At 32.2% G+C, this 22,956-nt stretch carries 15 protein-coding genes; all 15 read right to left on the bottom strand.

The window, feature by feature from the left end; translation table 11 throughout:
- Nucleotides 1-120 precede the first annotated feature (120 nt).
- Entirely contained in the window at nucleotides 121-705 is a 585-nt protein-coding gene (locus B2989_RS09185; protein ID WP_099568806.1) for a cytochrome c oxidase subunit 3, read from the bottom strand.
- A 1-nt stretch (nucleotide 706) separates the two neighbouring features.
- Nucleotides 707-1,600: a heme o synthase gene (gene cyoE, locus B2989_RS09190; RefSeq protein WP_292947640.1), complete on the bottom strand. Its 894-nt coding sequence runs from the start codon at nucleotides 1,598-1,600 to the stop codon at nucleotides 707-709.
- A gap of 105 nt (nucleotides 1,601-1,705) precedes the next feature.
- Nucleotides 1,706-2,356 carry a hypothetical protein gene (locus tag B2989_RS09195; protein ID WP_292947643.1) on the bottom strand — a complete coding sequence of 217 codons (651 nt, stop codon included), beginning with the start codon at nucleotides 2,354-2,356 and terminating at the stop codon, nucleotides 1,706-1,708.
- A gap of 258 nt (nucleotides 2,357-2,614) precedes the next feature.
- Complete coding sequence (locus B2989_RS09200) at nucleotides 2,615-4,750, bottom strand: gliding motility protein RemB (protein WP_292947646.1); 2,136 nt, start codon at nucleotides 4,748-4,750, stop codon at nucleotides 2,615-2,617.
- Nucleotides 4,751-4,861: 111 nt separating this feature from the next.
- On the bottom strand, nucleotides 4,862-5,671 hold the full coding sequence (locus tag B2989_RS09205; RefSeq protein ID WP_292947649.1) for an energy transducer TonB: 810 nt from the start codon (nucleotides 5,669-5,671) through the stop codon (nucleotides 4,862-4,864).
- 111 nt (nucleotides 5,672-5,782) lie between these two features.
- Entirely contained in the window at nucleotides 5,783-6,508 is a 726-nt protein-coding gene (locus tag B2989_RS09210) for an energy transducer TonB (protein ID WP_145003620.1), read from the bottom strand.
- Between the two features lie 58 nt (nucleotides 6,509-6,566).
- A complete protein-coding gene (locus B2989_RS09215) occupies nucleotides 6,567-6,938 on the bottom strand; it encodes a VanZ family protein (RefSeq protein WP_292947656.1) in 372 nt (123 codons plus the stop codon).
- Nucleotides 6,931-7,311, bottom strand: coding sequence for a glycine cleavage system protein GcvH (gene gcvH / locus B2989_RS09220; RefSeq protein ID WP_145003626.1), 381 nt, complete (start codon nucleotides 7,309-7,311; stop codon nucleotides 6,931-6,933). The genes B2989_RS09215 and gcvH overlap by 8 nt, the downstream gene beginning before the upstream one ends.
- 63 nt (nucleotides 7,312-7,374) lie before the next feature.
- Nucleotides 7,375-14,574 carry a cell surface protein SprA gene (gene sprA, locus B2989_RS09225; RefSeq protein ID WP_292947660.1) on the bottom strand — a complete coding sequence of 2,400 codons (7,200 nt, stop codon included), beginning with the start codon at nucleotides 14,572-14,574 and terminating at the stop codon, nucleotides 7,375-7,377.
- 6 nt (nucleotides 14,575-14,580) lie between these two features.
- Nucleotides 14,581-15,162 (bottom strand): Holliday junction branch migration protein RuvA, encoded by a 582-nt coding sequence (gene ruvA / locus B2989_RS09230; protein ID WP_145003633.1) that lies wholly within the window; start codon nucleotides 15,160-15,162, stop codon nucleotides 14,581-14,583.
- Nucleotides 15,163-15,210: 48 nt separating this feature from the next.
- The gene (locus B2989_RS09235; RefSeq protein ID WP_145003637.1) at nucleotides 15,211-17,508 is read right to left on the bottom strand and encodes an NADP-dependent malic enzyme; all 2,298 of its coding nucleotides are present in this window, start codon (nucleotides 17,506-17,508) and stop codon (nucleotides 15,211-15,213) included.
- A 176-nt stretch (nucleotides 17,509-17,684) separates the two neighbouring features.
- On the bottom strand, nucleotides 17,685-18,611 hold the full coding sequence (gene queG / locus B2989_RS09240) for a tRNA epoxyqueuosine(34) reductase QueG (protein ID WP_292947667.1): 927 nt from the start codon (nucleotides 18,609-18,611) through the stop codon (nucleotides 17,685-17,687).
- Entirely contained in the window at nucleotides 18,611-19,936 is a 1,326-nt protein-coding gene (locus B2989_RS09245) for a cytochrome P450 (protein ID WP_292947670.1), read from the bottom strand. Before B2989_RS09245 ends, queG begins: the two co-directional genes overlap by 1 nt.
- A gap of 61 nt (nucleotides 19,937-19,997) precedes the next feature.
- Nucleotides 19,998-21,020, bottom strand: coding sequence for a Holliday junction branch migration DNA helicase RuvB (gene ruvB / locus B2989_RS09250; protein ID WP_292947673.1), 1,023 nt, complete (start codon nucleotides 21,018-21,020; stop codon nucleotides 19,998-20,000).
- A gap of 136 nt (nucleotides 21,021-21,156) precedes the next feature.
- Complete coding sequence (locus tag B2989_RS09255; protein ID WP_292947676.1) at nucleotides 21,157-22,947, bottom strand: cytochrome c oxidase subunit I; 1,791 nt, start codon at nucleotides 22,945-22,947, stop codon at nucleotides 21,157-21,159.
- Nucleotides 22,948-22,956 lie beyond the last annotated feature (9 nt).

Below are 22,956 nucleotides of genomic sequence, written 5' to 3' on the forward strand. Positions count from 1 at the left end.
GTGTTAAATTAGTTGTTAAAATGTGGCACAAAAATAATCATTTTATTCAGTTAAAAAAATACCAAACTCTAATTTTATAGTATCTAAATAAGGTTTTGGTCTTATTAGATCAATATTTTTTTAGTTTAGAAAAAAGTATAAGAAAAAAAACAGGTAGATCCATAGCAAGTCAACAAAGTGCCAAAAGGTTTCTGCTAATTCAAATCCAACCATATTATCTTGAGAATATTTACCTCTTAAGTGATTGATTAACACCACTAGTACCGGAATCAAACCTACTAGCACGTGTACTATATGTACTACTGCAATTAGGTAAATATAAGTTACTGTAATATTACTTGTTGGTCCTGTAAAGTTAAATCCTAAGTCTATAATTTGATTAAAACCTACAAATTGATTGTAAATAAAAAATAACCCTAACACAAATGTTAAAGTTAGCATTGCAGTAGTTAATCCATTTTTACCTTGCTTTAATGCTCTTTTAGCGATTATAAAAGTAATACTACTTATTACCATTATTATAATACTAATCCAAAATGGCTGAGGCATTTGAAAGTCATTAAGCCAATCTGGTCTAGAACTACTTACAATAAATGCACTAGTCCATCCTGCAAAAGACATAATTAAAGACGCTATACCAAAGTACAACATCATTTTTTTTGCACGTCCCGTTTTTTCTTCTAAAGTCCCTTGAGTTAAATCCATTTTATCTTATAAATTTATCAATAACGTATACAATCTGTATTAATGTAATATATAGTACGCTTGACAACATTAATTGTTTTGCTGCTTTTTCAGTCATTTTTTTATACAATTGAATAGCATAATACAGCATGACTAATCCTAAACTTAAAACTATTATTGCTGCAACGATAGATAATTTTAATTGTCCAGTTACACCAAATACTGGAACAATAGACACTAAAATAGTCCAAACCGTGTATAAAATGGTTTGCACTGCTGTACCTTTATCTTGTTTACCTGTAGGCAACATAAAAAAGCCTCCACGCTTATAATCTTCAAATAAAAACCAACCAATTGCCCAAAAATGAGGGAATTGCCAAAAAAATTGTAAAGCAAATAAAGTTCCTGGTTCAATACCAAAATTATCTGTTGCTGCAACCCAACCTAACATAAAAGGAATAGCTCCTGGAATAGCTCCAACAAATACAGATAATGGTGTTTTTGTTTTTAAAGGCGTATAAACGCTTGTATATAAAAATATTGAAATGGCTCCAAACATTGCTGTTTGTGCGTTTATTGAATATAAAATACCAATACCTAAAATAGTAAAAACACAAGCTATTAAAAAGGCTGTATTAACCGTCATACGACCAGAAGCAACAGGTCTGTTTCTGGTACGATGCATTAAGGCATCTAAATCTTTTTCAATAATTTGATTAAAAGCGTTACTGGCTCCAACCATAAAATAACCTCCTAAAGCTAGCAATAAAACAATTTTTAGGCTGATAGTATCTGCTCCTAAAAAATAACCAGCAACTGATGAAAACACGACACTTAAAGACAAGCGCATTTTAGTGATTTCTTTAAAATCTGATAATGCTGTATGTTTAATTGTAGGGGTTACAGTTGTACTCAAACCAACGCTATTTTTTTTGCTGATGCAAAGATACTGCTAAAAAGGAATTTGGCATAAAAAAACCACAAGGTTTTTAGGCTTGTGGTTTTTTATGATTTAATAACATCAGTTAAAATAATAATTACTATCAACTTCTTTAAATACTGTTTCCCATTTTGATTCTGTTTTTTTTAATAAATAAATTTTACTGATAACAAATTTACCCTCATGAATTGTTTCATATACTATTGCCTTATCCTTTTTTAAATTATAAACAGGAACAGAAATGTCTAACTTTTTGTTTGTATCATAATTAGTAAAAACTATTTTATGGTTTGCTTCTAAAGCCCATTTTTTTGTGACTTCCTTTGTGTAATTAAATGAATCTTTTAAAAATGTTTCTGCCAATTTATTTACACCTTTACCCATTTTAACATAGTAGTCTCTAATAATTGGTTTTTCATATGAAATAACTGAATCAATTTTATAGTAAACTGAGTCGCTTAGATTAGTTTCTTTATCCTCTTTACAGGCATACCTAAACACTGTGTTTTTTGTATTTCTATATCTAAAAAATTCTTTTATTCTTTTATTATTAGTTTCTAAATTAAAAAATAAAGAATCAGATTCAGAAAAGTTGCTTTCTGATAAAATTGAACTTAAAATTTTTTCATCGTCGCTCTTTTTCTTACAAGAAAAGATAGTAAAAACTGAAATAATTACTAAAAATAACTTAGCAGTCATCTGCTTGTGCATTAAGCGTGTTATCTTGTTCATCTGTGTATTTATTTTTAAGTTCCTTAGTAGTATTATCTCTAGTATCTATTAATAACATAGAAGGTGTGTTATAAAAAGAGACTTAAAAAAAGTAAAATTGACAAATGGTTTTTTGATTTTTTCATATTGATTTATATTAGGTTGCTCAAATCAAAAAAAAAAAAAAAACTTCTAAAGTAATTTATTTTTCAAAATATTGCTGTGATTTAAACCACACTTGACTGATCTTCAATCTAAAAAGGCTAAAAAAACCATCTTTTACAAATCAAAATACCAATTAAATAAGTCTGTTCTAATCCCAAAATTAATCCAAACTGTACTGTTGTTATAAACCGAAGCTGTTTGTGCTTCTGGGTTAAAATTACGATAACTTAAATTTACAAATGCTTTTAAATTAGAGGCTGGATTAACCAAATAGCCTAGTTGTGTACTTGCGTTTACAGATGTTGTTTTTATACCTTGACCTATTGTTACACCTGTATCAAAAGGTCTGTCGTTATAATCTTGATAGACATCGCCACCATAACTAAAATTGTCTGTACCATCGTTTACATCAAAACCTCTAATACCTGTTACTAATTTTGCCTCTCCAAACCAACGGTCTTTTTGATAGCGTCCAATTAACACCAACTCTCTAAAATTTGCTCCCCAAAGGTGAGCCATAGGTTGATTGTTGTGCGCATAGTTTAATACAATTGTATTATGAGAATAGGTATATGGTCGTACTTGATTATATTCTGCTTGAAGCATTAAGTTTTTAACTTTAAAGGCATTGTAATATTTTGCACCTAATTGGAAACCAAATTTGTTTTTCCAGCTTTTGTTTCCTCCAGTGACATCGTTTAAAGAAAATTCGTCTAAAATAAATTGACCATATACATTTGCATTATCACTAAGTTTGTATTTACCTGATGCTCCTAATATTGCATTACCTGCACCTTGACCAGTTTCAAACTCTATAGCTCTAAAAAATATTAATGGGTTTAGGTAATTGATATCAAAACCTCTGTCATTAGTATTTTCCCAGATTACAGACTCAAACAAACCTAGATTAAAACGTTTGGATACATTCCAACTTAAATAATGGTTTGCAATATATTTTGTTCTGAATGCTTTATCCACCACTGCTGCATCACGCACATCTTTTAACCAAGTCCATGTGTTGGTATATTTAATTTTCCAGAATGTTGTGTTTAATTTTAAAAAAGGGTAAGGACTTGCCACGTCACTTTGCAGTAAACTTCTATAACCATCACCTATAAATTGTTTGCCATGTCCAAACTGGACGTTTAAAAATTTAGCTGGTGTATACGATAAATAAGCTTCTGCTGCTGGATAATCATAAGCATCCTCTTTAAAGCGTTTGGCAATACCACGACCTGGTATAATTGCAGGATCTGGTCCAAATGCTTTTAAACTTTCGGCATATTGATTGTAATATTCTGCAAAACGTCCTTGACTTTCAAAAACTGAAGCCGAAAAACTAAGTTTACTTCCTAAACCTCCTTGTATGTACAAGCCTCTAGTATTGTTGTACGTTGTACCAAAATCTGCATCTGTATCTTTTCCTAATTGTAAATCAAGAATAGGGTCTACTGTAAACCAATAATCTTCGCCTTGTATTTGTGCCAAATGCTCATTCCAAAGCTTACGACCTAACCATGATTCAGCATCTTTTTGCAGCTTTAAATTTTCAGCAGAAAAATCGTAATAATTTGAAACATCTTCATAACGATAAGGTTTTGATGCTGTATGACTATTAGTTCCTATCCTATTAATATCCTGATCAAATCTAAAGTAGTTTTCATGAGAAAAAGGAATATTGATTTGACTTGTATAAGCTTTATTGGTATACTTAGTTGTTGCTTTTTGCACACTGTCAAACTCTTGCTTTGCTTTTTGTTGCAAATCCGTTAATTGCGCAATTTGATTTAAGTCACTATTATTATCCGCTTTAACATCAGTAATACTAGGCAACGCTTGAGGTGTGTTTTTCTGATTTAATGGAAAATATAAATTAAAACTGTATTGCTTAAACGTTGGATTACCATTGTAAGTGGCTGGTTGGATAGTAGGAAAAGCTTCAAAAACGCGTTTAGCTTCTTCTTTTAAATCTTTACTATGTGCATCAATATAAATAGTTTTAAAGTTACCGTCTTTGGTGACTTCAAAAATTATTGCCATTTGACCAGTATAGTTTTTATCAATACTATCTGGAAGTTTAAATTCTGAATATATAAGTTTATATACTTCTTGATTAAAGCAAAGATCTAATTGTTTTACCTCAGCATCTTGACAATTCTCAAAACGAGGTGGTATTTGATAATCAGTTGTATCTTGAGCGTAGATTACAGCTGAAGTACATAATAATAGTCCTAAAATGAACGTCTTCATATTTAGATTGAGGTTTTAATTTAGCCGAAAGATACTGCTTTTTATTAACGCTTTAAAATAGAAAAGTCGCTACCATTATCTAGTAGCGACTTAATATTTATTATTTATATATTAATACTTAACCTGAAAAGCAATTGGCAAAGTATATAATACTGAAACCGGTTTACCACCTTGTAATCCAGGCGTCATTTGTGGTACTTTACTAACCACTTTTTCTGCTTCTTTTTCTAATCTTTGGTGTGGTGCTCTTGTTTGCACTAACTCAGCTTCTCCAAACTTATTAATTCTAAATTGAATATAAATTTTTTGAACACCTTCCTTTAAACCCAATTCTGCTCCTAATCCTACATCAAATCTACGTTTTACAATCTTTGTAAGATTATCAGACATACATTTTCGTCTTTCGTCATTAGTAGTTGCGCTTTCACAACCAGGAAAAATAGGCATAACCTCGACCTTCTCAAATGGTAATTCTAGTTCTGGATCTACTTTTGGAGGATCTAAAGCTCCTAAATCCACTGTAACATTACCTTTTGGTTTTGTTGGCTTTACTATTTCTGTAATCAAATTATCAGTTTCCTTTTTATCAGGCGTATCATTATCAATAATTTCGGGTTTGATAATATGGACTGGCTTGGTTTTTACTGGCTCTGATGTTTCTACAGCATCTGGCTCTACTAAAACTGAAGGCGCAAACATAGCATCATTTTCAGAATCTACGTATGCTGTTAGTGGTATACTGTAATTATTAGACTGAAAACGCATTTCTAATGCACCATAGGCAGCCAATAGACACATAATTAACCCAATCTGGAAGTACAACGACGAGTTTTTTTGTAAATTTGCATCATGTTTTTGTGATTTTTGCACGTTTTTCTCATTTTGGCGAGTGAGATCACGAGATTCTTTCGAATTTTTCATAATATATATAGTTTAAATGTTAATGTTATGACAAAATCACAATAAGCATACCAAAAACAAAAATCCCGTTACTTAATTGTAACGGGATTTTTAATATATATGGAATATGTATTACTCTACTTTGAAAGTAATTGGTAATCCGTAAGGTACATTTACTGCTTTACCTCTTTGTCTACCTGCTTTCATTTTAGGTAACTTACCAATAACTCTTTTAGCTTCTGCTTCTAATTTAGGGTGTGGTGCTCTTGCTTGAATGTTTACAATATTACCAGTTTTATCAATTTTAAAACCAACATTAATTCTTTTAATACCACTATCTAAACCTAACTCTTGTGCTAAGTCATTGTTAAAATTCTTTCTTACAAACTTTCCGATTTTCTCAGACATGCATTTTTTCTTTGCATTGTTGTTAGGCTCTCCTTCACAACCTGGATATACAGGTACATTTTCAATAATTGAAAATGGTACATCTACATCTTCTTCTACTGCTTCAACCTCAACATCTGCAATTTCGATCTCAACAACTTCTTCTTGAGTAGTTTCAGTAGATTCTATAATTGTTTCTTCCACATCCTCTTCATCTTCTACAACTTCAATTACTTCTGGAGCAGCAGGTGGTGGTGGAGGTGGTGGAGGTGTGTTAAGCATTTCTGTGATAGGAACATCATCATCATCTTCGTTATCAAAAACTAATTGTCCTATATCAATATCTGACTTATCAGTTGTTGTATAATTGATTGCTGAGTAAGATAAAAATAGCATTAATGCTAGTCCTACTGCTACGTAAAGAGAACTATTACGTCCTACGTCTGCTTTTGTATTTTTCTTAGATTCCATATCTGTAAATTTAAACTGAATGCTAAAATAACTATTTATTTGTCAAAAAAACAAGGTATTAGTTGTTTTTAACTTTCAAGTTTGTAATTAAATTAATTAATAACACTGCTAATAGTGTTCCTATAATATTTGCTATAACGTCTTTGTAGTCTGCTTGTCTAGTTTGTGTTGTCACCTCCTGTAATATTTCAATAATTATGCCAAATGCTATGGAAAAAATTACTGTTATCTTAATGGCTTGAGGTTTACTTTTTTTAAAAGTTGTAAAAAAAGTATAAAACCATAAGCAAGTAAAAACAAAATAAGCAGCTGCATGAATTACTTTATCATTATTGTTTGGCATCTCTATAACACCCTTTACCGTTATCAAACATGATACTAGTAAAGCAATGCAATAACCAATACTAATGACAGGAAGTAATTTACGCACCAATTAAAGCCTTATAGTCGTCTGCTGATAATAACTTGTCTAATTGAGAGGCATCAGATACTTTTACTTTAACCATCCAACCGTCACCATAAGGATCTGTGTTTACTTTTTCTGGTTCATCTTCCAACGTATCGTTAAAAGCTACAATTTCTCCAGATACAGGTAAAAATAAATCTGAGACTGTTTTTACAGCTTCAACTGTACCAAATACTTCATCAGCCTCAAGAGTTTCATCTAACGTTTCTACTTCAACGTAAACGATATCTCCTAATTCGCTTTGTGCAAAATCAGTAATTCCAACGGTAATTTGGTCTCCTTCAATTTTAACCCACTCGTGGTCTTTAGTGTATTTTAATTCTGCTGGTATGTTCATTATATATTTATTAAGTGAATTGCAAATGTATCTAAATGACTATTAATTTCAAACAATGCTTTCTTAATTTCCAAAATTATATCGTAACGTTAATCCTGATCTAATAGTTGTTTGAGGAAACGCTGTTGAAATTGCATATTCAGAGAAAGAATAATCAAAATAAAACACACCTGTTAGGTTTTTACTAAAGGCATATTCTGCATTGTATTTAAGACCCCAAATAGTTTGACCGTTTGTAATTTGATTATTTTCTAGGTCTAAATAACGTATGATGGTTTTATTATCTCTTACAGATAAATCTGCAGACATAATTAAATCTGAAACAATCGCTTTTTTAGGACCTGCTAAATTAGATTTAATACGTAAATCTTTAATACGATATCCTAAACCAACAACGTACTCGTTACCTGCTATTTCTGTCATTAAATTATTATCAAAACTTAATGATAGCATTCTATCTTTTCTCATTTCTAATAATATTCTAACCGAGTTTTTAATTTCCATGTCAAAACGGAATAACGGACTAAACATCTCTGTAAGGGTTACGCTGCTATATAAGTTTTCACTTTTAAAATTTCCTGCTTGATCTAAATCTTCGCTAGGTTGTAAGTCATAATCTAGTCCATAGTCTATACCATCAAAATCTAAATTTGTTCTAAATTGTCCTATACTATAACTTGATCTATAACCATGTGTTAAAGAGAAACGTTTGAAACGTTTTTTAAACCATTTCATTTTCATGAAACCAGAATACTTTACGTCCCAGTTTGGTATTGGCACGTTTCTTAATGCACCAAGTTTAGTTTTACTTGTTTTTTGACCTGTATAAGCACTTACAAATGCTGGCAATAATACTTGTTGACTTGTTTTACCAAAACCTTTAGGATAACCGTCAGCATCAACATCGTTTGGATCTGATCCATTTTGTACTGCTAGTCGTCTTGCTATGTCTAACCTATTACTTCTAAAGTCATCAAAAGCTTGAGAACTAGTCTCGTCACTCTTACCAAAAGCAGTTGGCAATGTAAAAGATGAAATACTAAAATTACCAAATGTATTAGGCGTTAATGATAAGTATTGTCCGTTTTCTACTCTGTAGTTTTCTGTATAATTTTCTGCGTAAGTCCTAAATCCAACTAAATCTATTTTAAAATCACTAAAAGGCTCAAGGTTAGCTGAAAGATCTAATTGCTTAGTTTGGTTAGTAGTATACTGTTGGTTAAAATCAGGAAAGGCAGTTAACCAACCATTTCTGGCAGCTAAATCTCTAACATCACTTTGACTTCCAAAAGTATAACCTATAGTAGGTTTTGCTGTTCCTAAAAAACCTGGAGTTTGTAAATAACCTGGTAAAAAAGTACCATTAGTCTCGCTATATACTGCTTGAATACGTTTTATTGAGGTTAATAATCCGATACCAAAATTACCTATTTTAGATCCTATACCATCACCTGCTTTTTTAGCCTTCTCTTTTTCTTTATTTGCAATACCTGGAGGTCCAGCAGTTCTAGATGTTCTAGCAACTTTATTTCCTCTAGATTTAGTTTTAGCAGAAATTCCTAAATATTTATACAACTTATTCATGTCTAAAGTTGAATTAATATTATGTGTATTTCCGTTTGATATTGTGTTTCCTAAATTATAAGTCAAACCATCGTTACCAACTAAATTACCAAATAAGTCAGACCCTTTTTGCCACTGGAACAATCCTGAGTAAGAATAGGTTGCTTTTAAAAAGCTTAAAGTTGGTATTTTACTAAGTGGAATCTCATAATTAATTCCAATTTGTTGTTGTTGTCTATTTGGATCTCCAAAATCAAAGAAACCATCCCATACGTCTAATAATGGATCTGGCTCTCCATTAATAATATTATCCTTGAAGTAATTTCTAACAATATTATTATTTGATGAAGAATAATTTACCTGAAGCGACTTTGTCAAATTCCAATTAAGATTGTACTGGTAGTCAAAATTATAATTACGTCTATACAACTCTTCTAAACCAATATTGTTACCTGTTAAATCTAAATCTCTAAATTTTTGACGATTAAATTGTCTATTTAAATCTGTATTTATAGTAAAACTAGCAGGTAAGACATTAAAGTTCAATTCTTTTAAAAACTTCCAATACTTACCAGTAAATAACGAATCGTTTTTCTTGAAAGGTTCAATTAACTTAGGTTCAAAGTTATAAGCGTAATTTACACCTGCTCTAACCTGTTTATCAACAGATCTTTCAATCTCAAAGTCACGATGCTCCATTTTGTTATAAGAATAATTTAGCGTTAAGTTTTCTACATCATAAAAACTTGGTTTAGCCTCTCCTGTTCTATTCTTTTTAACACCTATAAAGTTTATACTTTTACGCTTTGTGTATGTTTCCGATTGTTCTAAAATCAAATCTCTTTCTGCATCATCAACAGCAGCATCCAAACGTGTGTCTAACTCAATATCTTCGTATTGTTGATCATACTTTGGTGTAATAACTTCCACTCCTTGACCGTAATTAAACGGAATTTGAATTCCCCATTTTTTAGGCAGTAATTGACCAACATTTACATTAGTTACTACATCATATTGTTTACTATCTTCAAGACTACGCTCATTTGGTCCTTGGTTTACATTTCCAAATCCAGCAGTACTCATTCTACCAGTTGCACTTACACTAGCAAAATCTGCTAATTGTGTATCAACCGTAACAATTGCTGCCCAACCACCTTCGTTTTCTAGTTCTGACAAACGCAATTCGTTAAACCAAATCTCTCCACATTGCAAGTTATTTGTACCATTTTTGACACCAACCATTAATGTTCTAACATCTCCAAAATTAGGATTTCCTTTTATAGCAACACGTTGTTGTCCTAAAACATAACCACCATATTGATCTATAACTGGTACTAAATCTCCACCAACTACATCATAAAAATTTGCTGTACCATCCGTTAATGTTTGGTTGCTTATCCCTAAAGACTTAATACGTTGTAAAATTTCTAATTCTATATTAATTTCATTCTCTTCTGGCCAATACGCTTCGGCAGATCCACCTCCATTATACACTTTTAATGGTACTTCTATTTGATAGTAATTTTCTGTAAGGTCATTACCCATTCTAATAAAACCTACTAAATCAGAATCTGTAAGTCCAGGTGTTTCTCCATCTCTAGCATGCATAAACATTCTCAGTTTTTTGTACTGACGCATATCTACACTAATATTTTTAAATACTGCTCTGGAGTCTTTAGCTTTAAGATCACAAACATCTACGACAAGTGCTTGTTCATTTTGTCTAACAATAGTGTTGTTATTGTTAAGCTGCTCTGGCACTACACTTGGTGGCGAAACATAACTTCCGTCATTTTCTTGCGTACTTACAGCACCAACAGTAAAGGCTGTATCATCAAAATCTAAAGGTGTTGCACCACCATCTAATGACAATTGAAAACGTCTCCAATCACTACGAACCAGCTCTAATGTTCCAAATCTTAATGTTGTTTGTTGCTGAAAATCGTTAAGGTACATTCTAGAAAATCTTATAGAACGTAAATCCGTAATACCATTTACAACAAACTCGTCATCTGTACGAATAGGAATTCTAAACTGATACCATCTAGGATATTCAGTTTCTCCATTTGGTAGTACTCTAGGATTGTTAGTATCTGTTACGTTTTTTGTATCAACAATATACTCGTTATTAATATTTAATGATGCTGGAGTTATATCAATTTGATACTCAAAATAACTATCAATAGTATTCATGGTATTATCCCTATTGACATCCTCTACATCTGGTTGCGTTGTTGACCCTCTATTAGTATCACTAAATGCATCTGGAGAGTTACCATCTACACCATTATATAATTTGTATCTGTTAAATACGTCACCTTCTGCATTTAAATAATAATCATAATTATCTTTTGCAGGATCTGTTAGTCCGGAAAAACCTGAAGGAAACTTAGCTGCTTCCTCAACATCATCATATCCATCAAATCCAACATCTTGATTGGTTCTTTCTTGGCCAGTTGTATCAAACGCATAAATTAAGGCTTGATTTTGTGGCACTACAGATTGAAACACCGTTTCTGGCAGCAAACTAATATTTCCATCTTGAGGTAAACCGTTTTCATATTGTTTACGTCCATCCTTAAGCACATCTTCTGATATATTACCTAAGTTAATAAATAATTTTCCACCTGGATTTCCTGGGTTTTCCTGAAATGGATCCTGTAACCAAAACTCGATATATTCAACATTTGCTTGTTCAAAATCCGTAGATGTAATCTGTCTTGTTATTCCAGCCCAACTACTTTCTGGGTTAGGTATTACACCACTTTCTGTACCTGGCTCAAAGTTATATGGACCTCGTTCTTGAGGATAATATGTTAAATCTAAAGTATTTAAAACTGATGTTTGACCTTGAGCAATGTCCTGTTGCGGAAACAGCTCGTTAACAAAAACGCGACTAGTATATAATCCTGACATATCATCATCTGATATTCCTGATGGTCTTTGACTACCATAAAATATAGGATCAATAGTATACCAGTTAAGCATGGCTCTACCATAACCGTTTTCTATTCCGTTATTATCTAACGCTGTAGAATTATTTACATTAAGTGGTCTACTTGATAAGCTCCAAGATTGTGCAGATTTAAGATCTATTCCGTTTTGTGTACCTTCAAAATCATCGATATAAGCAGTCGCTTCTCCATTAAAATCTGTTCCTTTTGGTGCACCTGGTAGTAAGTATGCAAAATCACCTCTAACTGAAATATTAGATGGTGCATCTGTATCAATATTAGGTAATTTATTAACTAACCTAGATAAAAACGGTACTTCCGAAGAATAATTAGCATTAAAACCAAAAATGGTATTATTTATAGGCTCATTAGCATAATTAGCTTTTTGAGTAATTGGACGTTCATTTAAATTAATATATGTTCCTCCAATTACAAAATTGTCATTAAACTTATGTTCTACATTTAATCCAGTATAACGTTTAGTTTGCTGTCCAAAAATCGAATTATTTTCGGTTGATACTTCAATTGGAATGTTGGATGCTTTTAAACCTTCATCAATAATATAAACACGTCCTAATTGGTAATTAACTGTATAATCTTGTCCTTCTACTAAAACACGTCCTCCAGCTGATACACGAACGGATCCTCTTGGTACATTAAATCCTCCAATTGGGATTCCGTCTCCACCTGAAGATTTATAACGTCCTTTAATTTGGAATTTATTTTTTTGACTCTCGTCTAATGCTGCTGTTTTGGTTGCTTTATAAAGTAAATCATAAACATACTTTTCTTGATTGGCATTGGTATATATATCTGCTTCATAATCCGACGCGTTATTACCTGTATTACCGTCGTTATCTAAAACATCAAATAAATAACGACCAAAAGGTTCTACTTTAGTAAATACAATTTTACCATTTTGCGGAATTACAGTAATGCCTGAAACAAAGTCAAAGAAACCGTCTCCATTAGTTTGTGGATCGTTATTGTAATTTAATCTATCAAAATTAAATAAGCGTAATAATGTGGTTTGATCTATAGGTTCGCCTTCAAAATCGGTTCCGAAAGGCGTACCTTCTACAGCAGTAATATAGTTTACAGGAGCTGATTCGTTATAAAAAATATTTAATTTAAAATCTTCTTGAGTTAATTGAAAAGCGCCTGTATCGTAAACGTTTTTCATCATTAAATCCCATATTGGTTGAGAGACACTAGTGATACTACTTTTTAATAGTTTTAATACTAATGCATTATTTGTAACATTAGTAACTTCTCCACTTGAATTTACAGCAACATCTGTTGCTCCAATACCATCATTTGCAAACTCTCCTACCTGAAATACTTGTCCTCCGACTGTGTATTGGTAAGCAACCGCTAAGACTTCGTCATTATTTAATCTTTGGTTTAAAGAAATATAACCCAATTGTGTGTTTAGGGTATATTCTTGACCTTCTATTAATTTTCTAGTATTTTCTTGCTTTGCATAATCAAAACCTTCATTAAAACCTGAAATTGAGATTCCGCTTTGCGCTGTTGCAATATCTCTAATTGCATTATTTAATTGCGATCCTGCGTTACCAATGTTAGTTGGATCTAATCCATTGTTTCCGTTATCCGGAAATGCATTAGGTCCTCCTGTAACAGAAACGCCTGGATTACCAATGATACTGGTTTCTCCTAAATCTTGGAAAGCAACAAAGTTTCTAACATTTTCAGTACGATTACTTCTGTTAGTTATCCAAACCTCTATTCTTGTAATTTGAATATTATTATTAATAAAAGGGTAATTAGATAGTGCTTGATCGTAGTTATTACGGAAGTATTGTCCTAAGAAAAAGTGACGATTCTCATCATAATCTCTAATAAAAAACTCAAACTCGTCTAATGTTCCGCCACCTTGAGCAGTTACTGACCTAGCGTCAGAACGCTGATCTGAGAATACTCCTGTAATTGTTGTTTTACCAAATTTTAATTGTGTTTTTACACCAAAAAGACTTTGTGCTCCAGAAATTAAAGAGCTATTAATTGGCATACTAACGTTACCAACTTCAATTTTTTGAATGATATCATCTTCGGTTGGTGTGTATTCTAACTTAATTAAATTTTGAAAATCAAAAGTAGATTGTGTGTCGTAATTAGTTGTTACTTGTAATCTTGATCCTACTTTACCAATCATACTAAGACTGATACGTTGGTCAAAATCGAATGAAAAATTACGTCTGTTTCTTGGAGAAAACGATGGATTATCCTGTTTAGTAAATAAGACACCTAAATCCATTTCAACAGTACCTTGTGGTATTATGGATATTGGTCCTTCACCAAAAATACTTTCAAAAAAACTAGAGTTGACATAAAACTCTGGTATTAAGTTTTTCTGAGCTTCTTTTACATCTCCTTTTTTACCGTCGTAAGCATCAATCTTATCCTTATAATACGATTTCAAATTCTGGCTTGATACTAATTCTAAATACTCATCTGGTGTTAGAATTACTGGATAATTAATATTAAACTCTCCAACAGTTTCAGTATATATGTATCTATCCGTTACAGGATCATACGTGTATTTAGATTGTATACTTGATGGATTTTGCATTTGGATATTCCCTAAACTAAAACCTGTTTTGGTACTATCTTGTTCTACTTCATTTTCTTCTTGAGCAAAAGAAAATACTGAGACTAACAATGCAAAAGCAGTTAGTAAAAAATGTTTAAGGGATTTATAAAAGCTAAGTTGACTTGTATTCAAAATAAATTATAAATTTTTTAGGGCTAGTTTGATAATTGTTTCTACGTTAGCTTCTGGTTGGTCTTTGACAATTTTATCCAGTACTTTTTCTGCTTGTTTTTTAGCAAAACCTAATACTTCTAAAGCAGATAACGCTTCATCTTTGTTAGTATTGCTTTGACTTACAGAAACTTCGTCTATATCGTAAATTTTTAAGATTTTATCTTTTAAATCTATTATTACTCTTTGTGCTGTTTTTATCCCTATTCCTTTAATAGATTGAATTAAAGCAACATCATCCACAGCAATACCTTCTCTAATTTGTTTTGGCGTTAAAGATGATAACATGGTTCTTGCTGTATTTGCACCAATACCACTTACAGAAATTAAAAGTCTAAATAATTCTCTTTCTGATGTTGAAGCAAAACCATATAAAGTATGCGCATCTTCCCTTATTTGAAGATGCGTATATAACTTTAAATTTTCTTGATTAGGAATTTGAGAATAGGTATGCAATGATATATTTAGCATATAACCCACTCCGTTGCAATCGATGACTACATCTGTTGGATTTTTCTCTACTAACTTTCCTTGTATGTGTGTAATCATAAATTTTTGTTAACTCTCCAAATGTAAGAAAATTATCTTTACATTATTTTAGTTCTTGTTTTCTAAGTTTTTTTCCCACTTTTCTTTCTGTTGCGCATCTATTACTGCTATTGCAGTCATGTTTACAATTTCGTCAACACTTGCATGTAGTTGTAAGATATGTACAGGTTTACGCATTCCCATCATAATTGGTCCAACGGACTCTGCATTATTAAGTTCTTTTAATAACTTATAAGTAATGTTTGCAGACTCTAAATTAGGGAAGATTAAAGTATTTACTTTTTTACCTGCTAGTTTAGAAAACGGGAAACTATCTGTTAACATTTGACTGTTTAAAGCAAAATCTGTTTGTAACTCTCCATCTACTAATAAGTCAGGATGTCTTTTATGTAAATAAGATACTGCCTCTCTAACTTTAGTAGCTGTTTGGTCTTTTGATGAGCCAAAGTTAGAATAAGAAGTCATTGCCATAATTGGTTCCATTCCAAACATTTTAACCACTTTAGCAGTCATTTGCGCTATTTTAGTTAAATCTTGAGCTGATGGATTTATATTTATTGAAGTATCACTTAAAAACATAGGACCACGTTGGGTCATCATAACATTTGTTGTCGCAATTCTTGTGGATCCTGGTGCTAATCCTATTAGTTCCAACATTGGTTTTACAACCGAAGGATAACTACGAGAGTACCCAGAAATTAATGCATCTGCATCACCTTCATTAACCATCATTGCTGCATAGTAGTTACGTTCTCTCATTAACTTTTCAGCTAATAACAACGTTACTCCTTTTCTTCTGCGTTGTTCCCAATATATTTTTGCGTACTTATTTTTTTGTTCAAGTTGCTCGTCAGATTTAGGATCAATAATTAGTACATCTGCATCAAACTCTAGCTCTTCTTTTAAGCGTTCAATTTCTTCTTTTCTACCTAATAAAATTGGTATAGCAACACCTTCCTCGTAAACTATTTGGGCTGCTTTTAATACATCTAAAGAATCTGCTTCTGTAAAAACAACACGCTTTGGATCTAGCTTAGATCTGTTTAGTAATAATCTTACAATCTTATTATCATTACCTAATCTATCTAATAATTGCTCTTCATATTTTTTCCAATCTTCAATTGGCTCTTTAGCCACACCACTTTCCATTGCAGCTTTTGCTACAGCTGGAGGTACAGTTGCTATTAATCTTGGATCAAATGGCTTAGGTATAATATACTCTTTACTAAACGTCAGGCGTGTTTCGCCATAAGCAATATTTACTTGTTCTGGTACAGACTCTTTAGCTAAGTCAGCCAATGCTTTTACAGCTGCCATTTTCATGGCTTCGTTAATTTTAGTTGCTCTAACGTCTAAAGCTCCTCTAAAAATAAACGGAAATCCTAGTACATTATTAACTTGATTAGGATGGTCACTTCGTCCTGTAGCCATAATAATATCCTTACGTGTTGCAATTGCCAAATCATAACCAATTTCTGGATCTGGATTAGCCATAGCAAATACTATAGGGTTTTTAGCCATAACTAATAACATGGCAGGCGTTACAATATCCGAAGTTGATAAACCAACAAATACGTCAGCGTCAATCATTGCCTCATCCAATGTATCAATTTTACGGTGTGTTGCAAACTCGGCTTTTTGTGATGTTAAATTATCTCTGTCATCTCTAATTACACCTTTACTGTCTAACATGACCACGTTTTCACGTTTAGCACCAAATGCTAAATATAAACGCGTACAAGAAATAGCTGCTGCACCTGCACCACTTACTACTATTTTAACGTCCTCTATTTTTTTATCAGAAAGCTCTAAGGCATTTAATAATGCTGCTGCAGAAATAATTGCAGTACCATGTTGGTCATCATGCATTACAGGAATATCAAGCTCCTCTTTTAAGCGTCTTTCTATTTCAAAAGCTTCAGGTGCTTTAATATCTTCTAGGTTAATACCTCCAAACGTTGGAGCGATCATTTTTACCGTTTGAATAAATTCTTCAACATTTTCAGTATCCACTTCAATATCAAAAACATCAATATCTGCGAAGATTTTAAATAATAAGCCTTTACCTTCCATTACAGGCTTAGAGGCTTCTGGACCAATATTACCCAATCCTAAAACTGCGGTACCATTAGTTATTACTGCTACAAGATTACCTTTAGCTGTATATTTATAAACGTTATTAACGTCTTTTTCTATTTCTAAACAAGGTTCTGCTACACCTGGAGAATAAGCTAAGGCTAAATCCCTTTGGGTTGCATATTTTTTTGTTGGAACTACTTTTATTTTACCTGGAGTTGGCTTTGCATGATATACTAAAGCTTCACGACGTCTACTTTGTTTGCTCATAATTTCACTTTAAGTTTTAGTGAATTACAAATGTAAGTTTTTAAGACGTTTGAACATAAAAAAAATGAGAGAGACTTTGAATAATTTTAAACTAATAATAACACGATTTTGTGTTACTATCTTTTATTAGAAGTATTGAAAACAAAGGGAATATAGCGTTGCAAAAGCTTAATGTTTTATTTTACAAACTCAATATTACGTTTTAAACCCTCAAACTTTGTACGTTTTACAGCACTTTTTTGAAACACTTTTTTAAACACCTCTTCAGTAATGTCTTCCCAATCTTTTTTTGTCATAGCTAACAAATCAGGATGTGGATTAAAAAGTGGCTCGTTATGAGGTTTTGAAAACTTATTCCATGGACAAACGTCTTGACAGACATCGCAACCAAACATCCAATCGTCAAATTTACCTTTCAAGTTGTTTGGTAATTGATCTTTAAGTTCTATTGTAAAATAACTAATACACTTACTACCATCAACAACGTAAGGCTCTGTTATGGCTTGCGTTGGACAAGCATCTATACATGCTGTACAAGTACCACAGTGATCGGAAACAATGGAATCGTATTCCAAATCTAAATCAATAATTAACTCTGCAATAAAATAAAAAGAACCCACTTGTTGGGTTAATAAATTACTATTCTTGCCAATCCAACCTAATCCAGATTTTGCTGCCCATGCTTTATCTAAAACTGGTGCAGAGTCTACAAATGCACGTCCTGAAACATCACCTATTTCTTGCTGAATAAAATGGGTTAATTCTTTAAGTTTTTCTTTAATTACAAAATGGTAGTCCTGTCCATAGGCATATTTAGATAATTTTGGAGCTTTTTTGTCTACCTGAACTTGAGAAGGATAGTAATTTAACAATAATGATATTACGGATTTAGAATCATCGACAAGTTTGGTTGGATCTAAACGCTTATCAAAATGGTTTTGCATGTAACCCATTTGACCATGCATATTTTTATTCAGCCAGTTTTCTAGTCTAGGTGCTTCTTTTTCTAAAAAACCTGCTTTACTAATACCACAAGATAAAAACCCTAAGCGTTTAGCTTCGGCTTTGATTTGTGTTGTGTATTTAGATTTGTTATCAAGCATTATTTTCTTATCTGAAAACTAAGCTGTGCATTTTTAGGTTTCAAAGTGATTAAAGGTGTAATCTTAATATTATCAAACTCAGGTTGAATTTTAAATTTTTTGACTAAAGCTGTAACAGCTATAATCATTTCAAACATAGCAAAATTGTTTCCAATGCATTTTCTTGGACCAGCACCAAAAGGAAAATATTGACTAGAAAACTGTCGTCCACCATCTGCAAAACGCTCAGGTAAAAACGATTCTGGATTATCCCATAACTTTGGATGTCTATGTATTTCGTAAACCGAAAACAGCAGATTACTACCTGGCTCAAATTCCATTTCATTAAAAACATCCCTCTCTATATTTACTCTGTCAATAAAATATGCTGGAGGATACAATCTCATGGACTCTTCAAGGACTTGTTGACAAACTTTAGACTGTGATATTCTAGTCATCAAATCTGCTTTATCACCACCAAGTTCAATAAACTCATTATGGATTTTATCTTGCCATTCAGGATGTTTTGCTAATAACTGAAATGTAAAAGTTAAAGCATTGGATGTGGTTTCATGACCTGCTGTAAAAATTATTAAGATTTCATCAATTAATTGGTCTTCTGTCATACCTTGACCATCTTCATAGCGCGTTTCCAGTAGCATATCAAGTAAATCGTCATAACGTTTACCTGAAGCTGTACGTTGATCAACTATGCGTTTTAGTATAACTCTAGCTTCTTCTGATAAATCTAAATGTTTTTTTAAAGTGCCACCAATTTTAAACCACCATCCTAAATAAGGTTGCCTTAACTCTTTAACTAGCATGCGTTGATTTGCTTCGGTTATATACTGTAACCGCTCCATATCCTTATTTTTGGCTGCTTGAGTGAACAAAGATTTAACTACTGTTTGAAAGGCCAAATCATTAAGAATTGGAAAAAGATCTATGGTTTTATTACTTTCAACCTTACTAAATTCTGAAATAATCGTCTGCTGCATACCATCTAGCAAATTTTGCAATTGCTTTTTATGAAAAGCTGGTTGCATCATCTTACGCTGTTTTTTCCATTTTTCGCCTTCAGAGGTTAAAAGACCTTCACCTACATATTTTACTAAATCTTCAGTTTGAATTTTTGATTTTGTATAGTTTTTTTGATTTTTTTGAAGCACATACTGCGCAAAAGCAGCGTCTCTACAAAAGTATATCTTAGAATTAAAACCTACATTAAGTTTAAATACATCACCTAACGCTTGAAAGTTTTTATTATGAAAAGGCAACGGGTTTTTAAGAATTTCTAAAGAATGCTTAATAAATTTTAATAGTGAAACTTCTGGAATCTTTTTCATTTATCTAAATAAGAGATTATTATATATGTCCAAAGTTTTTAGTGTTTTACATTAAAGTTTATTAAAACAAACCTCCTTGAATTGGACCTTTAATTTTTCCTAAATGTTTATAAGCCAACTCTGTTACCTCACGACCTCTTGGTGTACGCATTATAAAACCTTGTTGTATTAAAAAAGGTTCGTAAACCTCCTCAATAGTCTCAGTACTCTCACTAACTGCAGTAGCAATAGTACTAATACCAACAGGTCCTCCCTTAAATTTTTCTATTATAGTAGATAGAATTTTATTATCCATCTCATCCAAACCATATGCATCAACATTAAGTGCTTCTAAGCTATACTTTGCAATTTTAATATCGATACTTCCATTACCTTTTATTTGTGCAAAATCTCGGACTCTACGCAGGAGTGCATTAGCAATTCTAGGTGTACCACGACTACGACCTGCTATCTCGATTGCTGCTTCCATTGATATTGGAACATTTAATATATCTGAACTACGTTGTATGATAGTTGTTAGTAATTCTGTATTATAATATTGTAATCTGCTTTGTATACCAAACCTTGCTCTCATAGGAGCTGTCAATAACCCTGATCTGGTTGTCGCACCAACAAGTGTAAATGGGTTTAAGTTAATTTGAACCGTTCTAGCATTTGGGCCAGACTCAATCATAATATCAATCTTATAGTCTTCCATTGCAGAATATAAATATTCTTCTACAATAGGACTTAAACGATGAATTTCGTCTATAAAAAGAACATCTCTTTCATCTAGATTGGTTAATAAACCTGCTAAGTCTCCTGGCTTATCCAATACGGGACCTGAGGTAACTTTAATACCAACACCTAACTCATTTGCTAATATGTTTGCTAAAGTAGTTTTACCAAGTCCTGGAGGACCATGAAATAAGGTGTGATCTAGTGCTTCATTACGACCTACTGCTGCTTGAACAAAGATTTGAAGATTTTCTAATACCTGATCTTGACCTGTAAAATCTTCAAAAGATAGAGGTCTTAATTGTTTTTCGACATCAAACTCTTCTGGAGTAAAATTATCGCTAGTTGGGTCAAGGTTATCGTTCATGTTCATGTTCCGCAAAAGCGGTAAACTTATAAATTATATAGCTTAAATAAAGCTAAGAAATAATATAAGCAAATATAAAGAAAAAGCCTTTCTGTTTTTACAGAAAGGCTTTTCAATATGATATTAGATTTAAAATCTAGTGTTGTAATTCTTCTTCTCCTTCTTTTAAAGGAACAATTTGTGGAACAAAATCATCATCATGTCCTGGTTTGCTATAGTCATAAGCCCATCTGTGAACCTCTGGTATAGCACCTGGCCAGTTACCATGTACATGTTCTACAGGTGTAGTCCATTCTAGAGTATTAGATCTCCATGGATTTTGAACAGCTTTCTTACCGTAAAATATACTTGAAAAGAAATTGTATATAAATACGATTTGGAAAATACTACCAATAATAGCAAATAAAGTAATAACAACGTTTACACTAGCTAAATCATCAAATAAAGGAAAGTTAGTGTTTGTATAGTAACGTCGTGGTAATCCAGCCATACCTATAAAATGCATTGGAAAAAATACTCCGTAAGCACATACCGCAGTTATCCAAAAGTGTACATATCCTAAATTTTTGTTTAGCATGCGTCCAAACATTTTAGGGAACCAATGATAAACACCTGCAAAGAAACCGTAAAGTGCAGAAATACCCATCACTAAATGGAAGTGAGCTACTACAAAGTAAGTATCATGTACGTTAATATCTAATGCACTATCTCCTAAGATAATTCCAGTTAATCCACCTGTTATGAAAGTAGAAACTAATCCAATAGAAAACAACATTGCTGGATTCATTTGTAGATTACCTTTCCATAAAGTGGTTATGTAATTAAATGCTTTTACCGCTGATGGTATAGCAATTAAAAGCGTTGTAAATGTAAATACAGATCCTAAAAATGGATTCATTCCTGAAATAAACATATGGTGACCCCAAACAATTGTAGATAAAAATGCAATTGCTAAAATTGAAGCTACCATTGCACGATAACCAAAAATAGGCTTACGTGAGTTGGTTGCAATAATCTCTGAAGTAATACCTAATGCTGGTAATAATACAATATATACTTCTGGGTGACCTAAGAACCAAAATAAGTGCTCAAATAAAACAGGAGAACCACCTTGATAATGTAATACTTCACCTTGAATAAATATATCTGATAAGAAAAATGATGTACCAAAACTTCTATCCATTATTAATAATAATGCTGCAGATAGTAATACTGGGAATGAAATAACTCCAATGATTGCTGTTACAAAAAACGCCCAAATTGTTAAAGGTAATCTTGTCATAGACATACCCTTAGTACGTAAATTAATAACTGTAACTACATAATTTAAAGATCCTAATAAAGAAGAAGCGATAAATATAGCCATAGAAACTAACCACATTGTCATACCTAATCCAGAACCACCTTGAGCCATAGGCAATGCACTTAAAGGTGGGTAAATTGTCCATCCTGCTGCAGCTGGTCCAGCTTCAACAAAGAAAGAACATACCATAATAACACTTGAAGTAAAGAATAACCAATATGAAACCATGTTTAAAAAACCTGATGCCATATCTCTTGCTCCAATTTGCAATGGAATAAGTAAATTACTAAAAGTACCACTAAGACCTGCTGTAAGTACAAAGAAAACCATTATAGTACCATGGATAGTTACTAATGCAAGATAAATATCTGCACTCATTACACCATCTGGAGCCCATTTACCTAATAAAGCTTTAAATAATGGATTTGATTCTTCAGGCCAAGCAATTTGCATACGCATCATGATTGACATTACTACTGCTATGATTCCCATGATAAGTCCAGTAATAAGATACTGCTTGGCAATCATTTTATGATCTTGACTAAATATATACTTAGTTATGAATGTTTCTTTATGATGATGACCATGATCGTCATGTCCATGTTCTTCTACGTGTGCTGACATAATCTAAAA

The sequence above is a fragment of the Olleya sp. UBA1516 genome (assembly GCF_002323495.1).
Classification (GTDB): Bacteria; Bacteroidota; Bacteroidia; order Flavobacteriales; family Flavobacteriaceae; genus Olleya.